Source organism: Sporomusa acidovorans (genome assembly GCF_900101845.1).
GTDB classification, from domain to species: Bacteria; Bacillota; Negativicutes; order Sporomusales; family Sporomusaceae; genus Sporomusa; species Sporomusa acidovorans.
The window spans coordinates 54,971-80,826 of the sequence record NZ_FNAM01000028.1 but is presented as its reverse complement, the minus strand read 5'-3'; the positions used below and the strand labels follow the sequence as shown (position 1 = coordinate 80,826).

The window sequence follows — 25,856 nt, the reverse complement described above, 5'->3', positions numbered from 1 at the left end:
TTGATTTTCATCATTTTGTGGAATAACATCCCACTAAATGATATCAGAAATCTATCAAAAATTTTAGCTTTTTTTTCAAAAGACTAATTGAAGTAAGGGTAGCCAAGATTCCATCATGTACTGAAACTGCCCCAACAAGCCTCCAAATAGGTTCTTTAAAACGATAAGACCGATTTTATTTTAAGAGGTTATCGTAATACCCGGAATTACTATGCCGGAACAATATCCACTTGGATTGCGAATGACTCTTATGTGGTGCGATATCATCTATACAATCATGAAGAAGCCTCAAAAATTTTTTTAGAATTTAATACTGTTAGGTGTCACTGTAGCGATATCAATCATATTATACAATAAATAATATAGACTCCATAAAGGGGAGTAGCTAACGGACCATCCGTCCGTGAGTAGAATCGACATACTGGCGAAAGCCCGGTTCTACTGGCAGTAATACTGCTGTAGCGAGACCTTTATATCCAACTATTGCGCTGGATATAAAGGTCTTTTCTAATTTTCAAAAAAATTTTTGCAAGGGTTAAAAGGCTGTCACCTATTTAGCCCTTGCGGAACCATCCAAAATTAAGCTTAACCAGTCAAGGTAAGGTACAGTAAAACAACATTCAAAACCAAAATAATACTTACAATAACCCAGCCGATGCAATTTGTAAGGAAACCATTTTTAAACCTGCCCATAATGTTCGCTTTATTCGTCACAATCATAAGCGGAATGATTGCAGCCGGCAAGGCGAAACTAAGTGATACTTGGCTATATACTAATGCCTCCATCGGATTAATGCCGGACATTAGAATTGCTAAACCTGGAATCATCGTAATTAAACGACGAATGCTAGCCGGTATATCAAACCCCACAAAACCACCTAAAATAACCTCCCCAGCCATCGTACCAACAGTGGAAGATGATAAACCCGATGCCAGTAACGCTAATCCAAAAGCTCCGGCAGCCATATTTCCCATTAGCGGCTGTAGTGTCATGTAGGCTGCTTCAATGCTATTTACATTCAAACCATTACCATTGAATACGGCTGCCGACACAATAACCATAGCGGCATTTACAATAAACGCCATATTCATCGCGACAAACACATCAATTTTAGCCATTTTTAAGTGACGCCTGCAATCTTCCATGCATTCTGTTCTTCTCGTTTGTACCAAATGTGAATGGAGATAGATAACGTGAGGCATTACCGTTGCCCCTAACATACCGACTGCTACCAGGACACTATCCGGTGTAAGCATTGGCACAGCAACATGATAGGCTACCTGGCTCCAATCAGGTTTGGCAATAAACATTTCCCAAACATATGCGATACTAATAACAGCTACCATCCCAGTGATAATATGTTCGACAATCTGTTGCCCGTATTTCTGCATATGGCAAATTCCGTAGGTAATGACACCGGTAAGTACGGCAGACCATACAAGAGGTATCCCAAATAAAAGGTGAAACCCCAGTACTCCTCCGAGAAATTCTGCAAGGTCTGTAGCCATCGCTGCCACGGTAGCTATTGACCACAATCCCCAATTGACCGGCCGAGAAAATATTTTTCCACAATGATCAGGTAAATGGATTCCTGTAGCAATCCCTAATTTTGCTGATAAAATCTGAACAAAGATTGCCATGAAGTTGCTCCATAAAATGACCCAGATAAGGTTGTAAGCAAATTGAGATCCGCCAGCAATATTGGTACCAAAATTTCCAGGGTCCATATAGGCCACACTAACAATAAACGCTGGGCCAAAATATTTGAAAATCCCTTTTGCTTTATCCTTAACGTCTCCTGATTCTGCTAAAACCGGTAGTGACAGCTGTTCCTCCTTCATATACTATCGTCCCTTCAGATCGATTCTACAATCACCCCTAAATAGAAAAAAGTTAACTGACCTCCAATATATTTGCAGCTACTTTAGAATATGAAGGATACAGACTAACGGTGACTTGTACTCTTTAAATAAAAAATAGCCGTTTGATAAACGGCTTCTTATAAAATCATTATATTATTGGAGTTAATAATATGCGTACAATCATATATGCTTTTTTAATAAGCCTGTCTATGATTTTTGGGATATTAATAAATACGCCATTCGTTAAATATGTCGCCTTAGTTGCCGGAATTCTATTTCAGGCATGGGTAATTATATTCTGCGCCGTTGCTTTGATTGAGGAACATTTTTTTCGCACCAAAACTACTCATACAAAACACTGGAAGTGTAAAGTATCTGATTAAGCAAATTATCCGGCAATATTGCTTATCATGTGAATCATAAGTGGCAAAGGCTAATATTTGTTCCTTTCGACTAATGAAGCAATACAAAGTTACTTTAGCAACGGGTATAACGACGAATTTTCTTTGCTAATTCTTTCCTTCAGAGCAGAAAAGACTATCTTTATCTTCTGATGCTAAATGCATTTTTATAATACCTGATAATTGAGCGAACAATTTCGAAATCTCTAAAGCATGTTCTTTTACCTGTTCTTGATTTTGGTATGTACTGATTTTATCAATCAAGTTAAAAACATCCTTATGCTGTCTCTGCAAATTATTAATGTCCATAATTTAAATACTCCTCCTTAACTATTTATCTATAGCAATTATACGACATTCAAATGATGGTGACTGTGAGCAAAATCACTAAATAAGGGGTACTTTACCTATAGTCACATCTAATCCATTATGTATAGACTTGGGTTTTTACATTAAGAACAAACTTGCGCCTTTTTTGAGTATTATGCTCAGGGAAATCTATTAGGTTAATTGGTTTGTTCATACTTTGTTCACAATTATTTACTATACCTAATTTGAGGTGATATTTGTGTGTTACGGTTTTTACGGTGGTTTCGGCGGTATTGGTTTGATAGCAGGAATGGTATTTCATCTGGCATCGTCGCTTTTATCATCTTAAGATTAGTGTGGCTTTAAAAAAGAACTACCAGGGGCTTGGAATAATCCTTTTTCAGTAGCAGAAAGAAGGGAGCCGCTTGGCTCCCTTCTTTCTTTATTTTTTTATAATAAGCAAATACATAATAAAATAATAACTCTGTACCCCAGGTACCCAAGCTACAACCAGCACTCCGTCTCTGTATCCCTCAGGAATTTTTCAACCCCAAAGCTTCCTGCACGGCCTCAATCATACTATTTTTAAAATAAGTCAAATCTCCCGTCTCAATTTCAATCGGTATCTGTGTATGTTCAAAAAACTCCAGTATTTCTTCATCCGTAATTTCACAAATGCCGGTATCAACAAGCACAATTTTATCATAAAAGGCAAACGCTTGTCTCATACCAACTTCGTCCACGCCCCAACCCGGATCAAAAAATTCACGCCATCTCATCAACCAGCTTGGTGTCATATAGAAAGTCTTGGGATCCCTCGCCCGTCCATCCGGCAGCAGCTCTCCCAGAAAAATTTCCCAGCAGCTTGAACCCCGTAACCGAACCAAATCATAACCGCGCAAAAATTCATAAAACAGGGGATGACATTTCTCGCCAAACATAAAAATCACTTTATCTGCCTGCACCGTATTCAATGCCTCGATTACTTTTTCCTGTAATTTTTTTAAATCTACGTGTACTCGCAACGGCAGATACACGGTAGAAAACTTACAGTCAAAGCGTTTTTCCTGCTCAAATTCCGCTATAACTTTTTCCAGTTCCAATTGAAAAATTCCACAACCGAGAAAACATATTTTCACTTAAACCCTAACCTCTTTCCTGTTGGTTTGTCTGCCGCCAGTTACATCTGACAACTCCGAGCCTATGGTATGACCACTTACGTGATTTACAGCGTTTAATTTAATTATACATTTCAAGTATCGAATTATCTACAAAATCCACCATACTTTTGAACCTAAACCTCAAACCTGTCAAATATAATCTGCGCGCTTGTAAAATATCTTTAAATTTCATTTTATTTATAAAAAGAAGGTATCATCCCCTATATGGATTAATACCCTCTTTCATTAATGTCCACTATCTACGGCCAGCCTTTGCCTGGCTTATTACTATTATTATCAATCATTATCTTGCTTGTATTTAATTTTAGCTCGGCAGAAATCAACGTAAGCGAATTTCTAGCGGCAGCCCCTTTGAAATCAGGCTACTGTTCACAAAACTCTCATAATCGAAAACTAAATACCAGTACTTGCAAATCATCAGCTAATTTTGCCAGTGCTTGGCTGGAAGATGCAATTTTCTCCATGGAAGCCAATTGTTCCTCCGCAGCAGCGGAGATGCTTTGAGTCTCAGTTGATGATTTTTGGCCCAAATCATCGATTTTTTTAACCGAAACCACGATATGCTGGCTTTCAGCAGCCATTTGCTGCATAGCTGTAGAAATTTCTTTTACCTGTCTTGACATTCCTGTTACCAAACTCACAATCTTTTGAAAGGCCATACCAGCAGTATTGACAACTTCCGCTCCGATCTTGACTTCCTTGTTGCCATTATCCATGGCTTCAACCGCCCTATGGGTATCTACCTGAATTACCCCGATTAGTTTAGCGATTTTTTTAGCTGCCTCCTGAGACTGTTCGGCCAATTTGCGAACTTCTTCAGCCACAACCGCAAAGCCCCGCCCCTGTTCTCCCGCTCTTGCCGCTTCAATAGCCGCATTTAGGGCCAAAAGGTTGGTCTGACCAGCTATACCAGAAATAGTATCGACGATTTGGCCAATTTCCTTGGAACGCTCTCCCAATTTTGCTACAACTTGTGCAGAAGCGTTAACTGTTTCTTCAATGTTTCCCATCTGTTCTACTGCTTTTTCCACCGCTTTGTCACCGTCCTGCGCCTTTTGGGCTGCCTGAGCCGAGTAATCCGCTACCTGGTTAGCATTAGCAGCAATCTGCTCAATAGCAGCCGACATCTGCTCCACAACAGTAGTGGTATCCTTAGCTGCAACTACTTGCTCACTGGTTCCTGCTGCCACGTTGGTGATCGAAACAGCTATTTGATTGGCTGCCTGAGCCGATTGCTCAGAACTAGCTGTAAGTTCCTGGGATGAAGCCGCTACCTGCTCTGTAGCTCCATGAATTTTTTGGATAAGGCTGCGCAGGTTTCCGGCCATTTGTTCAAAGCTTTGACCTAATCGCCCAATTTCGTCATTGGAATTGATATCTAACGTTGTATTTGAGATATCACCGTCAGCAATTCGCTTAGCTGCCATTTCCAGCTTCTGAATGGGTTTTGCAATTTTCCGGGCATACCAAGTGATAATTAATCCTGTCAAAACTAAAACTACAATAATTGTCTTTAACGAAATTGTCGTGAGGGAAGCCACTTCTCTCGTAATTTCAGCAGTAGGAACATTTACCGCCAACGACCAGCCGGTTCTCGGTACAGGCGCAAAAGCCACCGTGTTTTTAACGCCTTTATAGCTGTATTCAGCCAGTCCTGCTTCTCCAGCAACCATGTGCTCAAAAGTTTTCTTCATGGAAGAATCGACATCTCGCTCTAGAATATTGTCCTTCATAGCTATTTTCTTATTCGGATGAACGATTGTCAAGCCATTTTTCTGTACCATAAAGCCGTAACCGTTGTCTCCCGCCTTAATGTCAAGCACCTTTTGGTTAATATCAGCTATATTAATCGCCCCAAACAACACACCAATCGTTTTTCCTTCCACCTTAACCGGCACTGCTAAAATTATCTCCAAATCACCAGAAGGAGATATGACCGGGTCGGAAACGCTAGGTTCACCTTTCATCGCCGCCTGAAACCAAGTCTTTGTTCCAAAGTTCAGTTTAAATCCTTTGGCATCAATTGCTTGACCATCTGGCGCTGCATATCCCACAGTCGCAAATTTAGTCATATTTTTTTTGACCTGCACAAAAAAGGGACCCATCTCTTCCAGATTTCCATTTTGGAGTACCGGAGCCTTTGCTATCCCTTCAAGATGGTAAATTCCTTTATCCAGCCAATCACCAATACTAAGAGCGTAACTATCCACCAGTTTTTCCATACTGCTCGTTATTTCACCGGTAATAATCACTCGTGCCTTCCAATAGTTGAAGCTACCTAAAGCACTCATCGCTACCAGAAAGATAACGAGAATAGTGACCGTCAGTTTCATTTGAATGCTTTTCACCGTATACCTCCCGCAAAAATATGATTTATGCTAAATCCTCCATTTAGCAACTTTTTCATTATTATAAGTTAATTTATATAGGATTTTTATCAGTATTGAATACCCATTTACTTAACCAGTCACTAAGTCAGACTTCACTTTGATGACAAGTTTTCATTGATAGTTGAAGATTTAGCATTGATCTAACTAGCCAAGCTTTTTGTTCTATTGCAACCCCTGGACATTGACCTGCCCTTCATAGGACATCTATCATGTGTCCTATGAAGGGCAGGAGTCTTAAGGAAACGATGTACAACGTCCGTTCAAATAAGCTGACGTTTAAAATGTATATGGTACTATGAAAAGGCAGCCTAAGACATACGCGAGCGACTTTTTAACCTCGTAACTATTAATAGAAGAACTCAATCTTCGAGAAATATGATTTGCCGAGGTCTCTTACTCCACCAGTAAGTTTGCTATCCTTTATTTTGAGGTCCTGCATGCCAGTCGTCCAGGTTACATTCTTAGCAATTGTGCTAGCTACAGCTATGGATATACCTTTGATATTGTCAGTTCCTTTAAGGTAAGTTGGATAAGCCCCAGAGGTAGAGCTTACTGCTTGACCGTCAAAACCGCCAATGCCATACGGAGTGGCGCCAGCCTCAACGCTACGGTACGAAATCGACCAGCCAAAGTCGTGGACTTTCCTATAGTCTGTCAGCGGTTTAGCTTCAAAGTAAGCCGGCGGCATTTTTGTGGCGTTCGTAAGTTCTACAGCCCAGCCTTTCGGACTATCGGACAGGTTTGAACCGTTAACACCGTCAAGTTTGGTGGACACATAGTCGCCCATAAGCAGTAGTTTATCGCCTATCTTAGTATCAAAGCCTACAGCCCAACCTTTCGAGCTTTTAAAACTATCACCTGTTGAGATATTCATAGTACCACCAACTCCGGCAGTACTGCTAATACCAGGAACATCAGACCAGTAATAACCGCCAGTCAGATTAAGTTTGTCGCTTGCTTTAAAGGTAAGTTGTGCAGCTGTAACGGTTTCAGCATCCCCTGAAGCACTGTTTTTGAAAGCGTTTGTTGCAGTACCATTGCCACAAACATTATTAATCGATCCGGTAAACTGGGTAGTGCCGATGTTTTTATCAAAACGAACGCCGTCAACACCAATCGCCTTGCCAAAAAGGCCATGTGTGAAGGAATCGTAGAAGAAACGCCCCAAACGTACACGATCAAAACCAAGTGCATCTTTGGCAGTCAATGCAGCGATATCCAGGGTCACATTATTGCCATCGGGAGCGTTGAAGTTACCCATTTTGGTGGTAACATTAACCCGGGCTGTCATCGATATATTCTCATTGATATTGCCATTAATTTTAATCCGTTGCCGGAACTCAAAATTGTCAGAACCATGAAGTTTTACTGCACCAGTTGCCTTGGCGTCATTCCTCATAAAACGTAACCGGGTTTCGCCACTGATCCAAGTATTGGTTTTTGCTTCCACCTTAGTTACCCGCGCACCCAATTTATTAAGTTCACTGGCGAATTCTGCTGCTAGCTTATCAATCGTCTGCTTATCAGTTGCGCTGGCTTTGTCATATTTGTCAATAGCTTTAGCCACAATAACGGCCATTTCATAACGGGTAATCGTTTTATCACCTTTGTAGTAGCTGCTAGCATCATAGCCAGTAACAATACCGGCTTGTGCCAGTTTGGATACGGCAGCATACGCCCAATGATTGGCCGGAACATCGTTAAAAGATTGTGAAAGCGCAGCTTGGACGGTGTTTGGGATGATCACAGTTCCGCTCATGGTAATGGCCAGCAATGCAACCGGCGCAATTTTTAACCATTTGTTTATTTTTCTCTTTGCCATAAATACCTCTCCCCTATTTAACATATCTAAGACTTCTCAATTAAGCTTGTTTTCGTATATAGATGCCTGTAACAGTGTTGCTACCTGTCTATACCATTAGATCATTCTGACAACTTCCCGCACCGAGGTTATTTTTGTATGTCTGCATTATCCCGTGATTCTAGCGCCGACCTCTTCCGCAGTTCATTTTTTTGGATTTTACCGGTCGCTGTCCGTGGGAGAGAGCTAACAAATTCATAATAATCAGGAATTTTAAAGTCTGCTATTCGCTCAGCCAACCACGCTTTGGTCGATTCGGGCGTTATCGTTCCTTTCACTTTGGGGACAATGTACGCTTTTAATTTCTCACCAAGAAGCTTGTCGGGTACACCGATAATCGCAACCTCAGCAATGAGTCTATTAGCTTCCAATACGTGTTCTATCTCGCGTGGATAGATATTTTCCCCGCCGCGAATAATCATGTCTCCTTTGCGATCTGTAACAAAGAGATAGCCTTCCTCATCAAAATAACCTACATCACCAGTATGTAAAAAGCCACCTCTCACAGCTTTGGCATACTCGTCGGCCTTATTTAGATACCCTGACATCACATTATCGCCTTTTATACAGATTTCGCCAATTTTATTGTTTGGTAGTATATTCCCTTGTTCATCAATTATCTCGATTTGCTGCTCAGGATAAGGTAACCCGCATGATCCTTCTTTATAGTATCCCAAGGGCGGTTCAACGCTTGATCCCCCACACCCCTCAGTAAGACCATATCCCACCAGGAGATCAATATTATACTGCTCTTTAAGCCGCTTTCGTGTTGCGAGTGAAAGGGGGCCTGCGCCAGTATTGGCATACTTTATCTTTACCTTGGACATATCAACGTCCTTGGGATCAATCCTGTTTAGGATATACTCAATCATAGTAGGAACAGCCATAATAATGGTTACCTCATATTGAATGACAGTTGGCCAAAAATCACTTACAGAAAACTGGCGTATACACAATGCTTGCCCGGCATAACACATAGGATAAGTAAACACACATAATGGACAACAATGAAACATCGGTAGAATAAGTAACATAACGTCATTTCCGGTTACTATCCCGCTTCTGTTTTGATCACGGCATAATGACAGCGCGGCCTTATTGGAAAGTAATATTCCTTTAGATCTTCCGGTCGTACCGGATGAATATAATAACAAAAATACATCATCCGGGCTTTGCTTAACCAAACACTCATTAGCCGGAAATTTATCCAAAATATTTACAAGCGTTTCCTGAGCTGCTTTTGCATCAACCTGATCTCCAGTCACTGCTTCCACAATCACCGGCTTAGAATTAGCTTCATCTAATCCCCTAAAAAATTCATTCATGCAATCACTACCAACAAACGCTACCTTTGGTTTCGCATCATCCAAGATATAGGCAATTTCCGGACCTCGCAACATGTGAGGGACAGCCATTGCAATCGCTCCGAGCTTATGCGTTCCCCACAAAGCATAGTAAAATTCAGGAGAATTCGATATCATAACAGCTACGATATCTCCTTTTTTTACACCCTTTTCTTTCAAGTAATTTGCTACCTTATTTGCCCGATCATTGGTAGCTTGATAAGTTAATGTCTGGTCGTAGTAATACACATGCGGGGCATTCGGAGTTTCATTTGAGCGTACTGTTAGCATTTGTGCAATGCTTTCAAATTCCAGTTGTCGTCCATTTAGATAGGGCAGCTGGTCTAATGGAATATATGGTATTTTTTGTCTAATAGCCATTATTCAGCCTCCATGTCATTACTTTGCTTCATAGTAAGCTACTGTTACTAGAATTAGGGAACTGGTTACAATAGCCAAATAGATTCTACTCCTTGTCCACCTTTACCTTTAGTAAAATTATGCACAGTTACTGAGACAAATTTGCGGTTACACGTTTACTTTTTTTATCAAGTAATCTGTAGACGAACGTTATAACAAAGCCGATGATATTTAGGATCATCGCAAAATAGAATGCCTGCGTATAAATTCCATTGCTAGCCTTTGCGACATTGGCTGCGATCATTGGACCAAAATATGCGGCAATACCAAAGGCAACAAAAGTTACTCCATAATTGACACCGATATTTTTCGTGCCATAATTTTCAGCTACTAGCGAGGGAAACACCGCCTGCGCCCCGCCGAAGCAAGCTCCGATTCCCGCCCCGGCAAGGCCGAACATGAAACTTGATGTTGTGTTAGACAAAAGGAAAAGCATTCCAGCCCCTAATGCAAACATAATTGACAGCGTATTGGGTCGTCCAATTCTATCGGATAAAAATCCAAAACAAACTCTCCCAGCCATATTAAACAAGGCAATTAAACTAACATATAAGGCTGCGACTTGAGGTTCTAACTTGAACATTGTCTGACCGATCGGTGAAGCGTGCGCTAAAATCATAAGCCCGGCCATTGCAGCTATTGCGAACATGCAGGCCATAACATACCACAAGGGATCTCGCAGCATCTGTTTCCAATCCTTGTCACTTCCACCAGGTTTGCCTGCTATAGCTGGAGGTTCCCAGCCTTCAGGCTTATAGCCAGGCGGAGCAGATTTGATTACTAAGGTGCACAGCATAATAATTACCAGAAATGCGACACCTAGTATTTTAAACGTGTTAAGTACTCCATAACTGATAATTAAAGAGCTAGCAATCGGAGCGACAATCATTGCACCGGAACCATACCCGGCTGCATTTAAACCAACCGCAAGCCCTCGCTTATCCGGAAAAAATTTGTTCGTGTTGGCGATACTTCCGGAATAAACGATCCCAGCACCTACAGCAGCAATAACTGAAAAAGTAACATACAGAGCCTCTGGGCTTGAAATAAACCCTGTAAGAAATAGTCCTACACTCCATAGGATACCGCCAAGAACAATGTTAAATTTTGCCCCTTTACGGTCTAACAGCATTCCACCACAAATCATAACAATCGGTCCTGTGGCAAAGGTGATTGTAAAAGCCAGGGCAAGCACTGGACCACTCCACCCGAATAGTTTTCCCAAGGGGAGTGCAAACACGCTCCAAGCATATTGAGCTCCAATACAAATATTAACGAATATTGTAGCAAAAAGAATTAACCACCGGTTGAATTTTGTTTTCATACCTTTCCTCCCCCATTGTTCGTACTAGGTAATCTGAATGCCGCGTATAGAAATGCTACATTTTATGGGACAACTGGCCTGTCCGCCTTTCTTAATAGTGATAGCTACCTTCTTGTTACATATTATCCTCTCAGTTTTTTTACTGCCTCCTTTTCGCCTGCTCTGCTTAGTCCCTAAAACACCTCCTCACAGTCAAAAATACTCAGAAGATTCTCTTTTTTTAGTATTCATGACCAGTTTATTTGAAACGGAAATAACTAAAATCAAAGCAAAACTACCACTAAATTTGAGGCCACCAATTGTCTAACATCCAATATATGCAAAACTCATGCCATAAAAAAAGGCCTATGTTTTCGTGTGTCAAAATCAAACTGGGACACAATCCTTAGATCATGAACCTAGGTGTCCCAATTTGAGTTAGCTCCAATTATTAGCAATTTAAATAAAAAATAATACCACCAGAGCGGTATTATTTTTAAAAGTTACTCCAGCTACCTTTATATAAAATCGGATTGAATTCTCTATCAATGCTTGTAATGAAAAAAAGTACCTTTGGCGAAAGCAATTTTTCTACCATTATCTGAACTTATTAGGCACTGGGTCGTAATGACACTACCACCAAAATGAATGACCTTTCCCTCGGCAATAAGTTTATCGCCTGGTTTAGTCACACTAAGATAATTAATTGCTAGCTCCAATGTAACCGCTGGGATATTTGCAGCGCGTAAAATCATGCCCATGCAAGTATCAGCTAATGTCGCTATGATACCTCCATGAATAATACCAAATGCATTGATAACTTCCTTATTTGGTATCAAGTGAAGTCTAGCACTCTCTTTTGTTGCCATTTCGAGTGTTATGCCAATAGATTGAGAAAATTTACTTAAAGATAAATTGGAAGAAACTAATTGTTCATTTGTTTTTTCTTTTTGAATCATACGCAATCTCCTTTAACCAGTTGTTTAAGTTTAGATAATGCAAATTGCATGCCAGACATACTGATTAAAATATGTTTCTGCAATAAGGCCTTATAGCTCTCGCAAATTAGAATCCAGAATTGAAAAGCTTGCACTATTTTTGTTAAAAAACCCGGCTAACGCCGAGCCTTTAGCGAAAGCGCTAGCCGCTGGTTGCAGCTTGTCCAGTCGAAAGTTATACTTTCTGACTGGGCAAACAAAATAAAAAAAACCGGAGTCATTGACTCAGGTTTTTTTATTCATTTTTATTTTATTTCTATAATGATTATTCTTCAATATTATTATCTAGTCCGTATTGTTTTATCTTTCTATAAAGAGTGGATTTACTGAGACCAACTATTTTTGCTGCATCGCGCACATGGTTATCAGCCTTTTCAAGAGCCCTTTTAATAGCCTCTTTTTCCATTTCTTTAACAGAAATGTTAACTGCAAACGCATCACTATCAGATGACGATTCTATATCTTCTACATCCTTTTCTGAAACATGCCTTTCTAAAACTGGGGTAGATGATGTCTTTAAAATTTCGTCAGGCAGATGCTCCGGATAAATGACACCATCTGTACTCATGCATACAGCATAAGAAATAGCATTACTTAATTGTCGGACATTTCCCGGCCAGTTATATTGCAATAAAATATATTTTGCCGTGCTACTTAAAGTAGGTTTATCTATACACTCCGCTTCAGCATATGCCGTAATAAAATGATCGATCAGTTGAACAATGTCAGACCCTCTCTCTCTTAACGGTGAGATATTGAGTTTGAATACAGATATTCGGTAGTATAAATCCTCGCGAAATAAATCTCTTTTTACTAATTCTAAGAGATTTTTATTAGTAGCTGTGACTAATCGGAAATTAACAGAAATGTAGCGACTTCCTCCCAAACGCATAATCATTTTATCTTCAAGTACTCTGAGCAGGACTGCCTGAAGTTCTAAAGGCATATCGCCGATTTCATCCAAAAACAGTGTACCGCCGCAGGCTTGCTCAATCTTGCCGGGCTTGCCTATGCGCTCGGCGCCGGTAAATGCGCCTGGTTCATAACCAAATAGCTCGCTTTCAATTAAATTTTTAGGAATTGCAGCACAATTCACCGCTATAAACGGCCCATCCGGCCTACTCTCATTGTGAATTGCTTGAGCAAATACTTCTTTGCCTGTCCCACTTTCACCCTGTATAAGTATATTAGATTTGTGTCGTGCAAATTTTTTTGCCAAATTTTTTAGTTTAGCCGATTGCGGAGAAGTCCCAATCATATTCTCGAATGTAAATCTTGATGTAAAACCATTGCTGGATTGACTAACCTTTAAGGTTGAGTTAATTGGTTTAAGAGTTAACAAACAGCCTAAGTTTTTATTATCGTAGCTCTTCATCGGTTGGATAGAACCTGAAAATTTTTGTTTTGACCTTTTTATTTTTATATGAGTATTTATGTGGGGTTCTCTAGTCCCCAAAACTGATTCTAGCAAAGGAATATCCTCAAAAACATCACCAATTTGCGAGCCAATCAAGTCTTGCTCAAGATTCTTAAAAATTTGACAGGCTGCTTTATTGGCTTTTATCACCACCCCAGCCTTAATCATTATCATTGCATCTTCTGTAGCCGTAAGCGCACTTTGCAACAATTCTCTGTTCGCCGAAAGCTGAAACTCTTTTTGTATTGTCTCAGCCATTATAACAGCTAGCCCCAGTGAATATGAATCATGACGATGAAATTTTGGACTAGCAATAGTCAGCGTTCCCTCCAGATTACCGTCCACATCAAAAATCGGAGCTGACGAAGAAGAAATATTATTAAATATTCGGCAAAAATGTTCGGGGCCACAGAGTTGAATAGGACTATTCAGCCGGATGCACAATTCATGTGCACAAGTTCCGATCGTTTCTTCTGTCCAAATTGTGCCCGGAGTAAGACGGAAGCGATTATTATCTAAAGCCTGCGCTACGCGAAGAATCAATCCATTTTCATCACTTAAAAAAATATAAGCTTCGATATGAGACAGCATGTTTTCTAGTTTAGAGACATAGGGGGCTGCGGCTTGAATCAAATAGTCTTTTTCTTTTAATCGTTGTTCAAAAGAAAGCGCATCCATAAGAGGAGGATCATTATAAACCAATGGATCAAGACCATTCTCGCTTGATCTTTTCCAAGACTCAGCGATTTCCGGACGAACCAGGTCAACTTGGAATGGAGTAATCTTTTTTTGAATCATATCCATTTTTTGTCTTTTAATTTTTTCTATAAGAATTCTCTCGTCTTCAAGTTGATTACTGGCATTATTTAAGTTATTGATGATTGGGCTAAGTAAATGCTCAAGAGGTTGCATAATGACACTCCTTTTCCGCCTATCCTTTAAGCATAGTTTACCACCAAAAAACTTTCAACCATATTTTAATTATAACAGCGAATTTTAATTATGTCAGGAATTATTATGCAGTTGATTGAATTTTCCTTTTAATTCATCTATTTATTGAAGCATATTATTCCTTTATTAATACCTGTTCAAATTGGGACACGCTCATGTCAAATTCAAAGGATTATGTCCCAAGAAGTTTAATAAGGCGCATATTTTCAAGGCTTTTCCTATGGCACAATAATTGCATTGAAACTATGTGATAGGCCGCACGGTATTCATTGTTTTTGACTTTATTCTATTCCCAGTTATTATGCTGCAAAAATCAGCTAGATAAAGGGGTGGTTCATGTCAGTAAATAAGTTTTTTCAGATAATGGCTTTTTGCAAACATAGTAAAGATACCAAATCTCACTGGGAAAAATCAGACTAGCGAATGTACCGATGCCTTTCGTGCGGAAAGGCGCAAACAAAAAATGTATAAATGATTTTGTTTGACTTAAGGAAAAAATAAAAATGAGAGGAAATGATAAAGATGAATCGTTGGGAAAAAATTGAACGCAAACCTGCTCCGCTGTTTGCTCCAACTTTCGGCCCCCTTTCCGGAATCAGGGTTCTGCTAAACGGAACTGTTGTGGCAGCTCCCTTCTGTGCAACGATGATGAGTGACTTCGGCGCCGAAGTAATTGCTCTTGAACGGCCTAAAGCAGGAGGCGATCCCGCCCGCCATCAGAAACCACAGATTGTTGCAGGCAACAAACATATTGGTGGCGGCTGGGTGCAAAACTCCCGAAACAAACTGAGTTTTGCCCTGGAAACCAACCTGAATATACCGGAATCCAAAGAAATCTTTTTGTCCCTGATTAAGAACTCTGATATCTGGATTGAAAACATGGTTTGGCTTAACAAGCTGGGAATCTCCGACGAAATGTTAATGGCGGTCAACCCCAAATTAGTCATCTGTCACATCAGCGGTTACGGAACACCTGGATTTGGCGGTGATCAGCGACATATAAACCGACCCGGATATGACCCATTGGGACAGTCTGAATCCGGTTGGGCTTTGCTGCAGGGTTATCCTGATCGTGAACCTTACTATGCTCAGCAGTATGTAGGTGACTACCTGACAGGTCTAATCGCAGTCAACGGCATTCTGATGGCTTATATGAATGCACAAAAAACCGGCAAAGGTCAAAGCATCGATGCCAGTTTGACTGAAAGCTGGATGAGGGTAATGGATGACAATTTTGTCCTCTGGACTATGAACCAAACCCTCAAACACAGACAGGGAATTATGCAGACCGCTTTTCAGCCAGCAGGTGTCTTTGAATGTAAAGACGGTGGATACATTAATCTTGGCTCCTACGGAAAGACAGCTTACAATAATGTATTAAAAGGCTTCGGCATCGACTCGGAAAAATACTCTTATGAAGAATGCAGCAGCTCGCCGGAAGCGGTTGCCAGTCCGCTGGGCCGTGAACTCGATAGAATTTTCAAAAAGTTTTTTAAGGAACGTACGGCACAGGAAGCAATAAACATCTGCATTGACAACAAGATCTCAGCCGCACATATTAAAAGCGCTGAAGAAGTTTACAATGAACCGCACTGGCGCATGAGAGGTGACTGGGTTAAGTACACCGACCAGACTCTCAATAAGGAAGTTGAAGCCTTTGGTGTTATGCCCAAACTCTCAGAAACTCCGGGACAAGTATGGCGTGGAGCTCCGGCTTTAGGGCAGGATACGAATAAAATTCTTACCGAACTTCTTGGTTACAGTGAAAATGAAATTGACTCCTTAAAAGGCAAGGGTATAATTGATTAAGTTATTTATTTAGAAAAACAACTTTATTAGTACCGTAAATGAGGTTGGACGCGATAACATCACTCCAGCCTCATTTTTATTCAAACTATGATTGGCAGCTAGGCTGGAAACACGTAATTAATTTGGGACAAAATGGTTTCATAAACAAAGTTGTGTGTCCCATAGCCAAATTTTTATGTCGAAAATAAAGGCTTTAACAGTTGGCACAATACTTGCAACATTAAAAAAGCAGTAAGCCGAAAATATTATCCATATCTATTTTTGGATATATCTATCCGGTTTCTGGCTATAGCAGCCAATATATGCTTGGGACGAAAGGAGTGAACTAGTATGTGTTTTAGACCACCAGAAATTAAAGCACCTGTTAAGTGTCCAGAATGTGGCGCGAGGAACCTCGGTACTAATAAAACCTGCAAGAAGTGCGGTAAACCGCTACCAGCTCAATCTGAGGCTAAATAGTCTTATTTGATTATAGGTGGTTATCTAAAAACTCCTCTGGGGGAGTATTTTAGAGTCTCCGGGGGAGTTTTTTAGGAGGTGACACTAAATCGAAAGATAACCACATCCATATTAAAAAAATTAAATTTTCAAGGGAGGAAGCTATATGTCTGCAAAAGAATGGCAATGGCAGGAAGGCGAATATACTGTGACCCGCTCTACTCATTGGTCAGGACCGGGTTGTCATGACGGGTGCGGCCTTCTGTATTACACGAAAGACGGCAAATTAGTAAAAGTCGAGGGAGACCTTGATAATCCCTATAATATGGGTAGATTATGTATGCGTTGCCTGAACCAGATTGAAGCATACAATAACCCCCAACGTCTGAAATGGCCGTTAAAGCGCGTAGGCGAACGTGGTGAAAACAAATGGGAACGTATTTCCTGGGACGAAGCTTATGATATTATCGTTGAAAAAGTTAAGGATATCCAGGCAAACTATGGCGGAAAATCAATCATCGGCATGGAGGGTACCGGGAGAAATATTATCTGGCAGGTACCTTATCTGACCTATGCCGCATTTGGCAGTCCGAATTATGTGCTGGGATTCCTGAGCGGTGATTCCTGCTATCTGCCCAGAGCTGCGCAGCAGGCTGTTATGAATAGTGACTTCTTTGTTGCCGACTGCGGGCAATTTTTTGAAGACCGCTATAATCACCCTGAGTTTAAGTGTCCGAAAGTAATTGTAATCTGGGGCAATAATCCTATCATCAGTAATGGCGATGGATTCTTTGGCCACTGGATTGTTGATGAAATGAGAATGGGAGCCAAACTTATCGTTGTTGACCCTCGTTTAACATGGTTGGCATCAAGAGCGGAATACTGGCTGCAGTTAAGACCCGGAACTGACTGTGCGCTGGCGATGGGTATGCTCAATGTCATTATCAACGAAGATCTTTATGATCATGACTTTGTTGAAAACTGGTGTTCAGGCTTTGAAGAATTACAAGAACGTGTTCAGGAATATCCGCCGGAAAAAGTTGCTGAAATCACCTGGGTCCCAAAAGAAATCATCGAAGCTGCAGCACGCATGTACGCTAAAGCAAAACCGGCATCGATCCAATGGGGTCTGGCAATTGACCAGCAAGTTACCGGTATTGCGACCGCCCAGGCCGTTAACAGCTTATGGGCCATAACCGGCAATACCGATGTTCCGGGTGGTAACGTCATTGCCAAGAGCGGCTTCAATGTTGATGATGGCTATAGCTGCGGTTACAACTGGCTGCCTCCGGAAGTCAAGGAAGCGCGCTTTGGTAATGAGAAAAATCCGCTTAAAAAATATGGCTTAGCCTCAACCGCCCATGGAGACTCAGTCCTTGAGGCAATTGAAAATGGCGGTCAGCCGTACCCGGTTAAGATGTTGTGGCTACAAACCACCAATACCTTCGCCAATATGGCATCGGAAGCCCCCAGAGTATATGAAGCAATGAAAAAAGTTGACTTCAATGTAGTCGTCGATCTCTTCATGACTCCGACTGCCGTTGCCTGCGCCGATATCGTCTTACCTGCAGGCATGAGTGCAGAACGTGATAGTTTCAGAGCATGGTTTGCGCCGCTGCGTGCCATTACCAAGATTGTTGACTATGAAGAATGCAAATCCGATGAGCAGATTATTCTTGAACTTGGTAAACGTCTGCATCCCGAAGCATTTCCGTGGGAAACTGTACAAGACTGGATAAATTGGAAAATGGGTAACGACAAAGACAAATATCCTGACGCTTTCAAAATTGAATGGTCAGAAGAAGGTAAGAAATACCGCGAAAGAGGTAATACCAAAGGTCTTACCTATTCGGAACTTAAGGAAAAAGTCTATATTTATCCCGAATGGCACTATAAAAAATATGAAAAAGGTCTTCTGCGCCGCGACAGACAGCCTGGTTTTAACACCGCAGACGGCAAGGTTCAATTATATATTGACCTGTTTGACGCATTTGACGTTGACCCGTTGCCGACTCATATTGAACCGCCAGAAAGTCCCTATTCCGATCCTGAATTGTATAAAGAATATCCTTTGATTTTGACTTCAGGTGCACGTTCCTGGGAATTCTTCCACTCTGAACATCGTCAGCAGCCCACTATGAGAATGTTCCATCCTCAGCCTTTGGTAGAAATTCACCCTGACACGGCTAAGAAATTGGGTATCATCGAAGGCGACTGGGTATGGATTGAAAGCAAACGTGGCAGATGCAAACAAATCGCCACATTAAAACCCGCGCTCGACCCCAGAGTCGTAAGTGCTGAGCATGGTTGGTGGTTCCCGGAAAAAGAAGGAGCCGAGCCGAGCCTCTTTGGGGCATTTGACAGCAATATTAATAACCTGACCTCCCAGTGTCAGAACGGGCCAACCGGCTATGGAGCACCTAACAAAAACTTGCTCTGCCGGATTTATAAAGTAACCGAAGAAAACAGTAAGGTACTGCCAGGTGAACAAGTCACCAGAAGAGGAGGATGGGAATATGTCAGAGCTCAACTGCCAGAATAAAGAGACCGAAGGAAAAGCATCCGTGTTTCCCCAAGCAAGAGAAGGTTTGGAGCGTCTTCTAAAATCAGAAGATACGTCTGGATACGGCTTGTTAATTGATTATGAATATTGCACAGGCTGCCATGCTTGTGAAGTTGCATGCATCAAACAATTAAAGCTTGAGGACAATCAGTATGGCATCAAATTGTTGGAAGATGGCCCCCGCAAGATAGCTAACGGCAAATGGGATTTGAATTATGTCCCTTTCCCAACTTCATTATGCGATCTATGTAAGGACCGGACTGCTCAGGGTAAAATGCCCAGTTGCGTACAGCATTGCCAGTCACTGGTAATGAGTTATGGCCCAGTTAAAGAATTAGCGGAAAAAATGGCTAGAAAACCCAAAATGGTATTGTTTACACCTAAATAAAACCGGCTTGTGTATACCAGTAGTTTACTTGAAGACAAAGGGATTTTTTCCCTTTGTCTTCAAGTAATCGTTTAATTTTTAATTAAGGAGGACTTGAAATGCAAATTACTGAAGAAGACATTATGAATGCCAAAAAAGCTTTTGAAACGAAAGAAGAAATTGCTGACGAAACAACAGCTACCCTTTACGCTAAAGCATTAACCCGGAACAGCAAAAAATTTCCCGAATTACCGCAAAAAGTTAAGTATGTTGCTTTAAAACAACCATCTGGTAAGTATATTGTGGATTGGAGATCATCAGAAACTTGCTCTGCTGAAGGCAGGCCTTCTTAAGAAATCCGTTCACCAAACGCCCTTCCCCATCGGCCATTTTGTCTATTGGCAAACAACCAGCTGCGCATAACACAGTAACTACTTTATGGCGGCAAAGTTCATCCTACGCCTATGGCAACTTGCTGTTTAAATAAAACTTCTGTTCAAAATTCATTCTGTCGGCTTACTCGTCGATGCCTATCCATAATTTCAACACATTCCTTTTATTTATAGAGAAAAACTTCTGAGGTGAGTTTGCCGCAGAAGTTTTTTTTGAAAAAAAGCTATCACCTCTCCCCCATCAGTTCCTAACCCGCTCTTGCTTTTAATTAGATCGCCGTAAGTTTGGAGGCCCTCAACAAAATTATTTTACGTTTTGTTAGGTTCAAGCAAGACTCCACATCTTCTACAAATTTTTTCATCCTTAAGATTTGTACGACCACATTTCGGACATTTTATAATTTTTTTATAGATATACTTACATCTTCCACACTCGCTACAGCTTAAGCACGCACCCACACACCTAATCCCTCCTTAGAATTTTGATACACTTTAAACTATTACCTGCCATTGGTAAATGCTGCGACAGACTGGATTCCTGAGCAAAATCTTATTTATCAATAAATTAATTTTTCTATTTTTAGAAAATGGAAAACTGGAAATGAAATACTATCGTTCTGTCCCATTTTGACTCCATGACAGCAAATTTATATTAAAAGTTCGCTCGCTATCCTCAAGGAATAAAATGTCTCCCCCTTCATAAAACTGGCCTATAAAGCCATTATCGTTATATCGTTCCCCCCCTGATTATTTGAGAATTATTTTTACTGTTTGCTGTACCTACCAATTATTATTGCAATTTTCATGCCAATGTTTTTCTTTCTCTTCGAACTATTATAGAAAAGCACCCGTTATTTACTTACTTTTTAGTAAATAACGGGTGCTTTTCTGGAGCGGGTGAAGGGAATCGAACCCTCGTAGCTAGCTTGGAAGGCTAGTGCTCTACCATTGAGCTACACCCGCACATAAATAGATGAATTGGTGGCGGCGCAGGGATTTGAACCCCGGACACTGCGGATATGAACCGCATGCTCTAGCCAACTGAGCTACGCCGCCATTATGGTGGAGGGAGGTGGATTCGAACCACCGAAGTCATAGACGGCAGATTTACAGTCTGCTCCCTTTAGCCACTCGGGAATCCCTCCGGAATTTTATTATAGGATGTTCCGCGCTTACGCTTGGAACTAAGCGACTCACTCATATTGTCACTTCGCTTTACAGCTCGTGACAATATGGTTCGCTGCTTAAATGGAGCTGGCGATAGGAATTGAACCCACAACCTGCTGATTACAAGTCAGCTGCTCTACCTATTGAGCTACGCCAGCATTAAAAATGGTGCCTCAGGGCAGAATCGAACTGCGACACGAGGATTTTCAGTCCTCTGCTTTACCGACTGAGCTACCGAGGCATTGGAACGCTACATACCATTAAATTCCCTATATATTACAGTAGGTTGGACATAGCTAAGATAACATGCATCTCAGGTTATGTATTGGAGGCGACACCCAGATTCGAACTAGGGGATCAAGGTCTTGCGGACCTTAGCCTTACCACTTGGCCATATCGCCATCATTTCAGGTTTACTACTATATCAAATTTCTTTTATTATGTCAATTAAATATTTTACAGAAAAAAGATCTGCTTTGGGTATTCCTTACAATGCTTACAATCTAGCGATTCCCACAGTTTCTCATTTCGCCCAGCATCTCACAACAAACTGGTTTTCTGCTTACGATGATGGAAGTCGAGCTCAACCTTGACATGGAGTTTCCCCGGCAGTTTTGGGTTCTGCTACATTTGCCAATCCGGAATCCTCGGGAATTATTACTATACCAACTTTTTTGATTATTGTCAACTAAATTAATAAATTTTTCTTTTTGCGTACAGCCCTTCAACGGTTTCTGAACCAGATTACGAGATACGATTAAAATTTATCTCTATTCTAGATCAAAACTTTGACATCAGTATCACCACGTAAAGTTATAATCTGATTTTTATAATCATGGTTAACTTCTCCACTACTGCAAAGAATATATCTATGTCAAATACATATATCTTCCTTTTTCATCTTGTTTGCCTACTGCATGCGACTTACTCCTGGTGGTAAAAATAACTGGATGTATAAAGGATCACTGAAAAGTCTATTCTTATATTCGTTCCTAAAATATCCAGTATTTTGTGTAAACGTAAATTGCTAGATGTAGTATGCGGATAACGAGAAAGGTACTTCTTCAGGGATCTCGTTATAAGGGGGATAGATATATGACCGAAAACTTAAATCAATACGCCGAGATATTTGCTGCCCAAAAATATTATCATGATTTGCAATACCAACACTGGTTGCAATATGAACTTTTTACTTATCAATGGTGGCTGCTGCTCGCGACGTTAATTGTCCCGTGGATATTTTGGTGGCGGATCGTAGATAGATCAAGAACAGGAATTATCCTTGCTTATGGTATTTACATAATGTTCGTCGTAACCGCAATGGATGCAACAGGTTTAGCTTTAAAATTATGGATATATCCCATAAAACTTTTACCAATAATTCCTGATTCTATAGGAATTGATTGGGGATTACTAACTGTCTTGGATATGCTGATATATCAATATTTTCCAAAATGGAAAACGTTTTTAATCGTCGAAAGCATTGCAGCTGTTTTACTAGCATTCGTAGGTGAGCCATTTGCTGAATGGCTCGAAGCTTACTTCGTTTTGCATTGGTATCACACTTGGTCTTTTCCTCTTTATATAATGAAAGCCGTAATAGGAAAATGGTTAATTGAAAAAGCCGTATACCGGGTATCTTAGGAGGACTATATTTTTGTAGATAACTCCTCAGGGAAATTATCTATGAGCTCACCACCGCACCTTCAATTGTGTTAGTGTCATTCAGCCTTCGACAATTATGTAAACATCGTAAAATCTGAATCAACTCGTGTTGCCTGGACTTTAATGTTCGTCTAACAACACGTATCTTTGCTATGCTGGAATATGATAATAAAAAACAAAAAAGGCGGTTAACGCCCCTCAATATCAAGTCATAAAGAAGATACAATATATAATCACCACATATTGTAATTAAGTCCAATAAGAATAAACTAGAACTTCCTATTTATTCTTATGATCCTGCATATACGTTTTTTTAATTGCGTCTTTTGTTAGTTTCTCTGTCGGTATAGACCAGTAGGAACCATTGTCTTCGGATCTTTTTGAATTAATTTCATGTTGGCAACTAGTTTTATCAACGCAAATTTCATGAATTTCTTTTTTATACCCAGGCATTATCGACACCTCCAATAGTAGTATTTCCCTATTTTCATTTTATATTAAATTGACAAATAACCCAGCCTTCGTCCTCATCAACCTAATGGTTTGACTATCTTGAATAGCCACGATACCAAACGTTTCTGCCGGCCGATACCCAAACCGTGCGGATAATAACCCGGGTAGCCCACCAGTAGCACTGACTTGAATTCCAGTTTCCGAGCCACTCGGTGGCCGGCTTCGCTGAGCCGACCACCAATACCTTTCCTCTGATAATCCGGTGCCACCGCCAGCGGCGCCATATTCGTACAATCCCAAAACCAACTTAGAACCTGATATTTCGAGACAGGTTGTTTATGGAAAACTCAATAACTTAAATCCATCGTACCAGCCTTGGATAATAAAAAAGCCCATGCTAGGCTGCTTTTAAATATCAGTATAACGCATGGGCTTTCCTTATTCATACTAATACAAAATCAAAATTCAATCACGCTATAAGTTCTTTATTTAGGCACTAATCACTTTAAACTTGGAATTTATTGACTGCGTCCCTTAAATCCATAGCAAGATTAGCTAATGCCTGGCTGGAAGCAGCTATTTCTTCCATTGATGCGGATTGCTCTTCGGTAGCGGCTGAAACGCTTTGTGCTTCGCTGGAAGCTTTTTTACTTAGTTCATCAATTTGTTGCACGGAACTAACAATCTGCTGACTACCACTTGCCATTTGGTCTACGGCCATAGATATGTCTTTGATCTGATCAGATACTTGCGATACTAACTTAGTAATTTCATTAAAAGCTAGACCTGAAGCATTGACTATTTCTGCTCCCATTTTAACTTCCTGGGAGCCTTCCCCCATGGCGATAACCGCCTTGTCGGTATCACCTTGAATTTCTCGAATAAGGGTAGCAATTTGCTTGGCAGCTTCCTGGGATTGCTCAGCTAACTTTCGTACTTCTTCTGCTACAACGGCAAACCCACGTCCCTGCTCTCCGGCGCGTGCTGCTTCAATAGCGGCATTTAAGGCCAGAAGATTGGTTTGACCAGCAATCCCGGCAATAGTATCTACAATCTGACCTATTTCTTTCGACCGCTCACCTAGTTTAGCCACTATTCCGGCAGAATTCGTTACTGTCTGTTCAATGTGTGCCATTTGCCGTACCGCCTTATCTGCTGCTATATTACCTTCATTGGCCTTTTGTGCGGCTAAAGCTGATTGTCCGGACACGTCGTTAGCATTACCAGCAATTTTCTGGATGCCTGCAGACATCTGCCGGATAACTGCCGCAGCCTCTCCAGTTATACTTAACTGTTCTCCCATGCCTTGTGCCACAGCGACAATAGAGCCGGCCACCTGAGTGGCCGCTTGAGCCGATTGGTCAGCGCTAGCCGTCAACTCCTCAGAAGCTGCAGCCACCTGCTCAACGGACACGTCAATTTTCCTCATCAGTGTATGAACATTGCTGCGCATAGCTACCAAAGAATCTGCCACTTTTCCGATTTCATCCTTCCTGATAATTCGGCGCGGTTTATCACGAAAATCACCGGTGGCAAGTTCATCGCAAACCAGTGTCAACTCAGTTAACGGTTGGGTTATGATTTTTGATATGTACCAGCTGCTCAGCCCCAATACAAGAAATGCCATCAGCAAAATTCCCATCGTGATTTGATTAGCTCTTTCAAAAGCAGCTTGGTTATCCTCGTTCATTTTTTGGGACAATTCGGTATAATAATCACTAAACTCGCGCATTAGATCAATATACTCTGTAGACTGCTTATCCAAGTTAGCAGCATATAGGGCATATGCTTCGGCATTTTTGTTTTGCATAGCTAAACTAATAACCTGCTCTCTTGCATCACGGTACTTTTCTCTAGCCGTGTTCACTTTGTTCAACAAGTCCTTAGATTTAGCATCAAGATGAATTTTTTCAAGCTCTGTCAGATTATTAGCAGCTCGTTTACCGGTATCTTCTATGATTGCTTTAAGTTGATTATTTTTATTAACATCCGTAGTAAGCATCAATTCCATGATCGCCGCATTAGCTCTGACAATAAGCATGCGATTTTCGTTTAAATTCCGGACAGGGATTAGCCTGTCCTTATACATAGTATTCAATGTAATATTTGATTGCTGCAAGTAATAATACCCCGTAAAACCGATAACTCCAAGCGCCAAAAAAGCAATAAAAATTAAAACTCCCAATTTGTATTTTACTTTCATATTGTTAAAAAAGACCATAATTTTGCGCTCCTTAACATTAATCCTTATTTTTTGTTAAATACTACCAAAAATTCAGTAAGGTTCTTGCATTGCTATTGCATATTTCCTCCTTCCCATGAACTAATAAAAAACTGCCCGCACATCACCAAAAAAATCATATAATGATGCAACCTGGCAGTCATTGATAAAAATATCTTTAGACCCATGGCTTTGCGACCTATTTTTCAATAAGTTTGCCCTTTATAAAATTGAATACTCCTTGACTCTTATTGAGTTAACTAGATCTATTATTCAATTATTCGATATATATTGACAAAACTCCTTTTATTTTATCATTTTTTTACATTATTTTTAGTCCGTTA

19 protein-coding genes, 6 tRNA genes and 1 riboswitch are annotated in these 25,856 nt (G+C 40.7%); of the genes, 7 read left to right on the top strand and 18 right to left on the bottom strand.

The annotated features are described in order from the left end of the window. Positions 1-585: 585 nt before the first annotated feature. From BLR65_RS18155 to BLR65_RS18110, 9 genes are all read right to left on the bottom strand, one after another. Positions 586-1,842: an Nramp family divalent metal transporter gene (locus tag BLR65_RS18155; protein ID WP_093795589.1), complete on the bottom strand. Its 1,257-nt coding sequence runs from the start codon at positions 1,840-1,842 to the stop codon at positions 586-588. A 530-nt stretch (positions 1,843-2,372) separates the two neighbouring features. Continuing rightward, positions 2,373-2,573: a hypothetical protein gene (locus tag BLR65_RS18145; protein WP_093795587.1), complete on the bottom strand. Its 201-nt coding sequence runs from the start codon at positions 2,571-2,573 to the stop codon at positions 2,373-2,375. A gap of 533 nt (positions 2,574-3,106) precedes the next feature. Beyond that, a complete protein-coding gene (locus BLR65_RS18140; protein ID WP_093795586.1) occupies positions 3,107-3,712 on the bottom strand; it encodes a DUF1638 domain-containing protein in 606 nt (201 codons plus the stop codon). A gap of 422 nt (positions 3,713-4,134) precedes the next feature. After that, a complete protein-coding gene (locus tag BLR65_RS18135; protein ID WP_093795585.1) occupies positions 4,135-6,102 on the bottom strand; it encodes a methyl-accepting chemotaxis protein in 1,968 nt (655 codons plus the stop codon). Positions 6,103-6,490: 388 nt separating this feature from the next. Then, positions 6,491-7,966, bottom strand: a complete 1,476-nt coding sequence (locus BLR65_RS18130) for an S-layer homology domain-containing protein (RefSeq protein WP_169716743.1) — start codon at positions 7,964-7,966, stop codon at positions 6,491-6,493. Between the two features lie 128 nt (positions 7,967-8,094). Further along, positions 8,095-9,729 (bottom strand): class I adenylate-forming enzyme family protein, encoded by a 1,635-nt coding sequence (locus tag BLR65_RS18125; RefSeq protein WP_211285076.1) that lies wholly within the window; start codon positions 9,727-9,729, stop codon positions 8,095-8,097. 127 nt (positions 9,730-9,856) lie between these two features. After that, the gene (locus tag BLR65_RS18120) at positions 9,857-11,092 is read right to left on the bottom strand and encodes an L-lactate MFS transporter (protein ID WP_093795583.1); all 1,236 of its coding nucleotides are present in this window, start codon (positions 11,090-11,092) and stop codon (positions 9,857-9,859) included. A 524-nt stretch (positions 11,093-11,616) separates the two neighbouring features. Next, positions 11,617-12,030 carry a PaaI family thioesterase gene (locus BLR65_RS18115; RefSeq protein ID WP_093795582.1) on the bottom strand — a complete coding sequence of 138 codons (414 nt, stop codon included), beginning with the start codon at positions 12,028-12,030 and terminating at the stop codon, positions 11,617-11,619. A gap of 304 nt (positions 12,031-12,334) precedes the next feature. Further along, the gene (locus BLR65_RS18110) at positions 12,335-14,398 is read right to left on the bottom strand and encodes a sigma-54-dependent Fis family transcriptional regulator (RefSeq protein WP_093795581.1); all 2,064 of its coding nucleotides are present in this window, start codon (positions 14,396-14,398) and stop codon (positions 12,335-12,337) included. A gap of 561 nt (positions 14,399-14,959) precedes the next feature. Between BLR65_RS18110 and BLR65_RS18105 the strand changes: the two genes are divergently transcribed. The 5 genes from BLR65_RS18105 to BLR65_RS18090 all read left to right on the top strand — a co-directional run bounded on the left by BLR65_RS18105 (position 14,960) and on the right by BLR65_RS18090 (position 19,967). Beyond that, entirely contained in the window at positions 14,960-16,246 is a 1,287-nt protein-coding gene (locus BLR65_RS18105) for a CoA transferase (RefSeq protein WP_093795580.1), read from the top strand. A 330-nt stretch (positions 16,247-16,576) separates the two neighbouring features. Beyond that, entirely contained in the window at positions 16,577-16,705 is a 129-nt protein-coding gene (locus tag BLR65_RS31845; protein WP_373657689.1) for a zinc-ribbon domain-containing protein, read from the top strand. 145 nt (positions 16,706-16,850) lie between these two features. Then, positions 16,851-19,226 (top strand): molybdopterin-dependent oxidoreductase, encoded by a 2,376-nt coding sequence (locus BLR65_RS18100; RefSeq protein ID WP_093795579.1) that lies wholly within the window; start codon positions 16,851-16,853, stop codon positions 19,224-19,226. Then, positions 19,201-19,635, top strand: a complete 435-nt coding sequence (locus BLR65_RS18095; RefSeq protein ID WP_093795578.1) for a 4Fe-4S dicluster domain-containing protein — start codon at positions 19,201-19,203, stop codon at positions 19,633-19,635. The genes BLR65_RS18100 and BLR65_RS18095 overlap by 26 nt, the downstream gene beginning before the upstream one ends. Positions 19,636-19,733: 98 nt before the next feature. Further along, positions 19,734-19,967: a hypothetical protein gene (locus tag BLR65_RS18090; protein WP_093795577.1), complete on the top strand. Its 234-nt coding sequence runs from the start codon at positions 19,734-19,736 to the stop codon at positions 19,965-19,967. A gap of 928 nt (positions 19,968-20,895) precedes the next feature. Here the strand turns inward: BLR65_RS18090 and BLR65_RS18085 are convergent. From BLR65_RS18085 to BLR65_RS18060, 6 genes are all read right to left on the bottom strand, one after another. After that, positions 20,896-20,969, bottom strand: a tRNA-Gly gene (locus BLR65_RS18085). 16 nt (positions 20,970-20,985) lie between these two features. Further along, positions 20,986-21,062 (bottom strand) — tRNA-Met (locus BLR65_RS18080). Between the two features lie 4 nt (positions 21,063-21,066). Then, positions 21,067-21,151 (bottom strand) — tRNA-Tyr (locus BLR65_RS18075). Between the two features lie 104 nt (positions 21,152-21,255). Beyond that, positions 21,256-21,331: transfer RNA gene (locus BLR65_RS18070), tRNA-Thr, on the bottom strand. 8 nt (positions 21,332-21,339) lie between these two features. Then, a tRNA-Phe gene (locus tag BLR65_RS18065) sits at positions 21,340-21,414 on the bottom strand. 85 nt (positions 21,415-21,499) lie between these two features. Next, a tRNA-Cys gene (locus BLR65_RS18060) sits at positions 21,500-21,574 on the bottom strand. On the opposite strand from BLR65_RS18060, the gene BLR65_RS29155 reads away from it, so the two are divergent. Then, positions 21,539-21,766, top strand: a complete 228-nt coding sequence (locus tag BLR65_RS29155) for a hypothetical protein (protein WP_143122610.1) — start codon at positions 21,539-21,541, stop codon at positions 21,764-21,766. The genes BLR65_RS18060 and BLR65_RS29155 overlap by 36 nt on opposite strands. 502 nt (positions 21,767-22,268) lie before the next feature. After that, positions 22,269-22,817: a CBO0543 family protein gene (locus BLR65_RS18055; protein WP_093795576.1), complete on the top strand. Its 549-nt coding sequence runs from the start codon at positions 22,269-22,271 to the stop codon at positions 22,815-22,817. 300 nt (positions 22,818-23,117) lie between these two features. Here BLR65_RS18055 and BLR65_RS29885 read toward each other — a convergent pair whose 3' ends face one another. The 3 genes from BLR65_RS29885 to BLR65_RS18045 all read right to left on the bottom strand — a co-directional run bounded on the left by BLR65_RS29885 (position 23,118) and on the right by BLR65_RS18045 (position 25,512). Beyond that, a complete protein-coding gene (locus BLR65_RS29885; RefSeq protein WP_169716742.1) occupies positions 23,118-23,291 on the bottom strand; it encodes a hypothetical protein in 174 nt (57 codons plus the stop codon). Positions 23,292-23,368: 77 nt separating this feature from the next. Further along, complete coding sequence (locus BLR65_RS18050; protein WP_093795575.1) at positions 23,369-23,575, bottom strand: GNAT family N-acetyltransferase; 207 nt, start codon at positions 23,573-23,575, stop codon at positions 23,369-23,371. A gap of 221 nt (positions 23,576-23,796) precedes the next feature. After that, positions 23,797-25,512 (bottom strand): methyl-accepting chemotaxis protein, encoded by a 1,716-nt coding sequence (locus BLR65_RS18045; protein ID WP_093795574.1) that lies wholly within the window; start codon positions 25,510-25,512, stop codon positions 23,797-23,799. Between the two features lie 144 nt (positions 25,513-25,656). Next, positions 25,657-25,742, bottom strand: a riboswitch (cyclic di-GMP riboswitch). Positions 25,743-25,856: the final 114 nt, after the last annotated feature.

Excerpts from the sequence above, each read along its gene's own strand:
- BLR65_RS18045 (WP_093795574.1), bottom strand. The coding sequence starts at position 25,512 with ATGGTCTTTTTTAACAATATGAAAGTAAAATACAAATTGGGAGTTTTA.
- BLR65_RS18115 (WP_093795582.1), bottom strand. The coding sequence starts at position 12,030 with ATGATTCAAAAAGAAAAAACAAATGAACAATTAGTTTCTTCCAATTTA.
- BLR65_RS18095 (WP_093795578.1), top strand. The coding sequence starts at position 19,201 with ATGTCAGAGCTCAACTGCCAGAATAAAGAGACCGAAGGAAAAGCATCC.
- BLR65_RS18100 (WP_093795579.1), top strand. The coding sequence starts at position 16,851 with ATGTCTGCAAAAGAATGGCAATGGCAGGAAGGCGAATATACTGTGACC.
- BLR65_RS18055 (WP_093795576.1), top strand. The coding sequence starts at position 22,269 with ATGACCGAAAACTTAAATCAATACGCCGAGATATTTGCTGCCCAAAAA.
- BLR65_RS18110 (WP_093795581.1), bottom strand. The coding sequence starts at position 14,398 with ATGCAACCTCTTGAGCATTTACTTAGCCCAATCATCAATAACTTAAAT.
- BLR65_RS18155 (WP_093795589.1), bottom strand. The coding sequence starts at position 1,842 with ATGAAGGAGGAACAGCTGTCACTACCGGTTTTAGCAGAATCAGGAGAC.
- BLR65_RS31845 (WP_373657689.1), top strand. The coding sequence starts at position 16,577 with ATGTGTTTTAGACCACCAGAAATTAAAGCACCTGTTAAGTGTCCAGAA.
- BLR65_RS18090 (WP_093795577.1), top strand. The coding sequence starts at position 19,734 with ATGCAAATTACTGAAGAAGACATTATGAATGCCAAAAAAGCTTTTGAA.
- BLR65_RS29885 (WP_169716742.1), bottom strand. The coding sequence starts at position 23,291 with ATGCCTGGGTATAAAAAAGAAATTCATGAAATTTGCGTTGATAAAACT.
- BLR65_RS18145 (WP_093795587.1), bottom strand. The coding sequence starts at position 2,573 with ATGGACATTAATAATTTGCAGAGACAGCATAAGGATGTTTTTAACTTG.
- BLR65_RS18105 (WP_093795580.1), top strand. The coding sequence starts at position 14,960 with ATGAATCGTTGGGAAAAAATTGAACGCAAACCTGCTCCGCTGTTTGCT.
- BLR65_RS18120 (WP_093795583.1), bottom strand. The coding sequence starts at position 11,092 with ATGAAAACAAAATTCAACCGGTGGTTAATTCTTTTTGCTACAATATTC.
- BLR65_RS18130 (WP_169716743.1), bottom strand. The coding sequence starts at position 7,966 with ATGGCAAAGAGAAAAATAAACAAATGGTTAAAAATTGCGCCGGTTGCA.
- BLR65_RS18125 (WP_211285076.1), bottom strand. The coding sequence starts at position 9,729 with ATGGCTATTAGACAAAAAATACCATATATTCCATTAGACCAGCTGCCC.
- BLR65_RS18050 (WP_093795575.1), bottom strand. The coding sequence starts at position 23,575 with ATGGCGCCGCTGGCGGTGGCACCGGATTATCAGAGGAAAGGTATTGGT.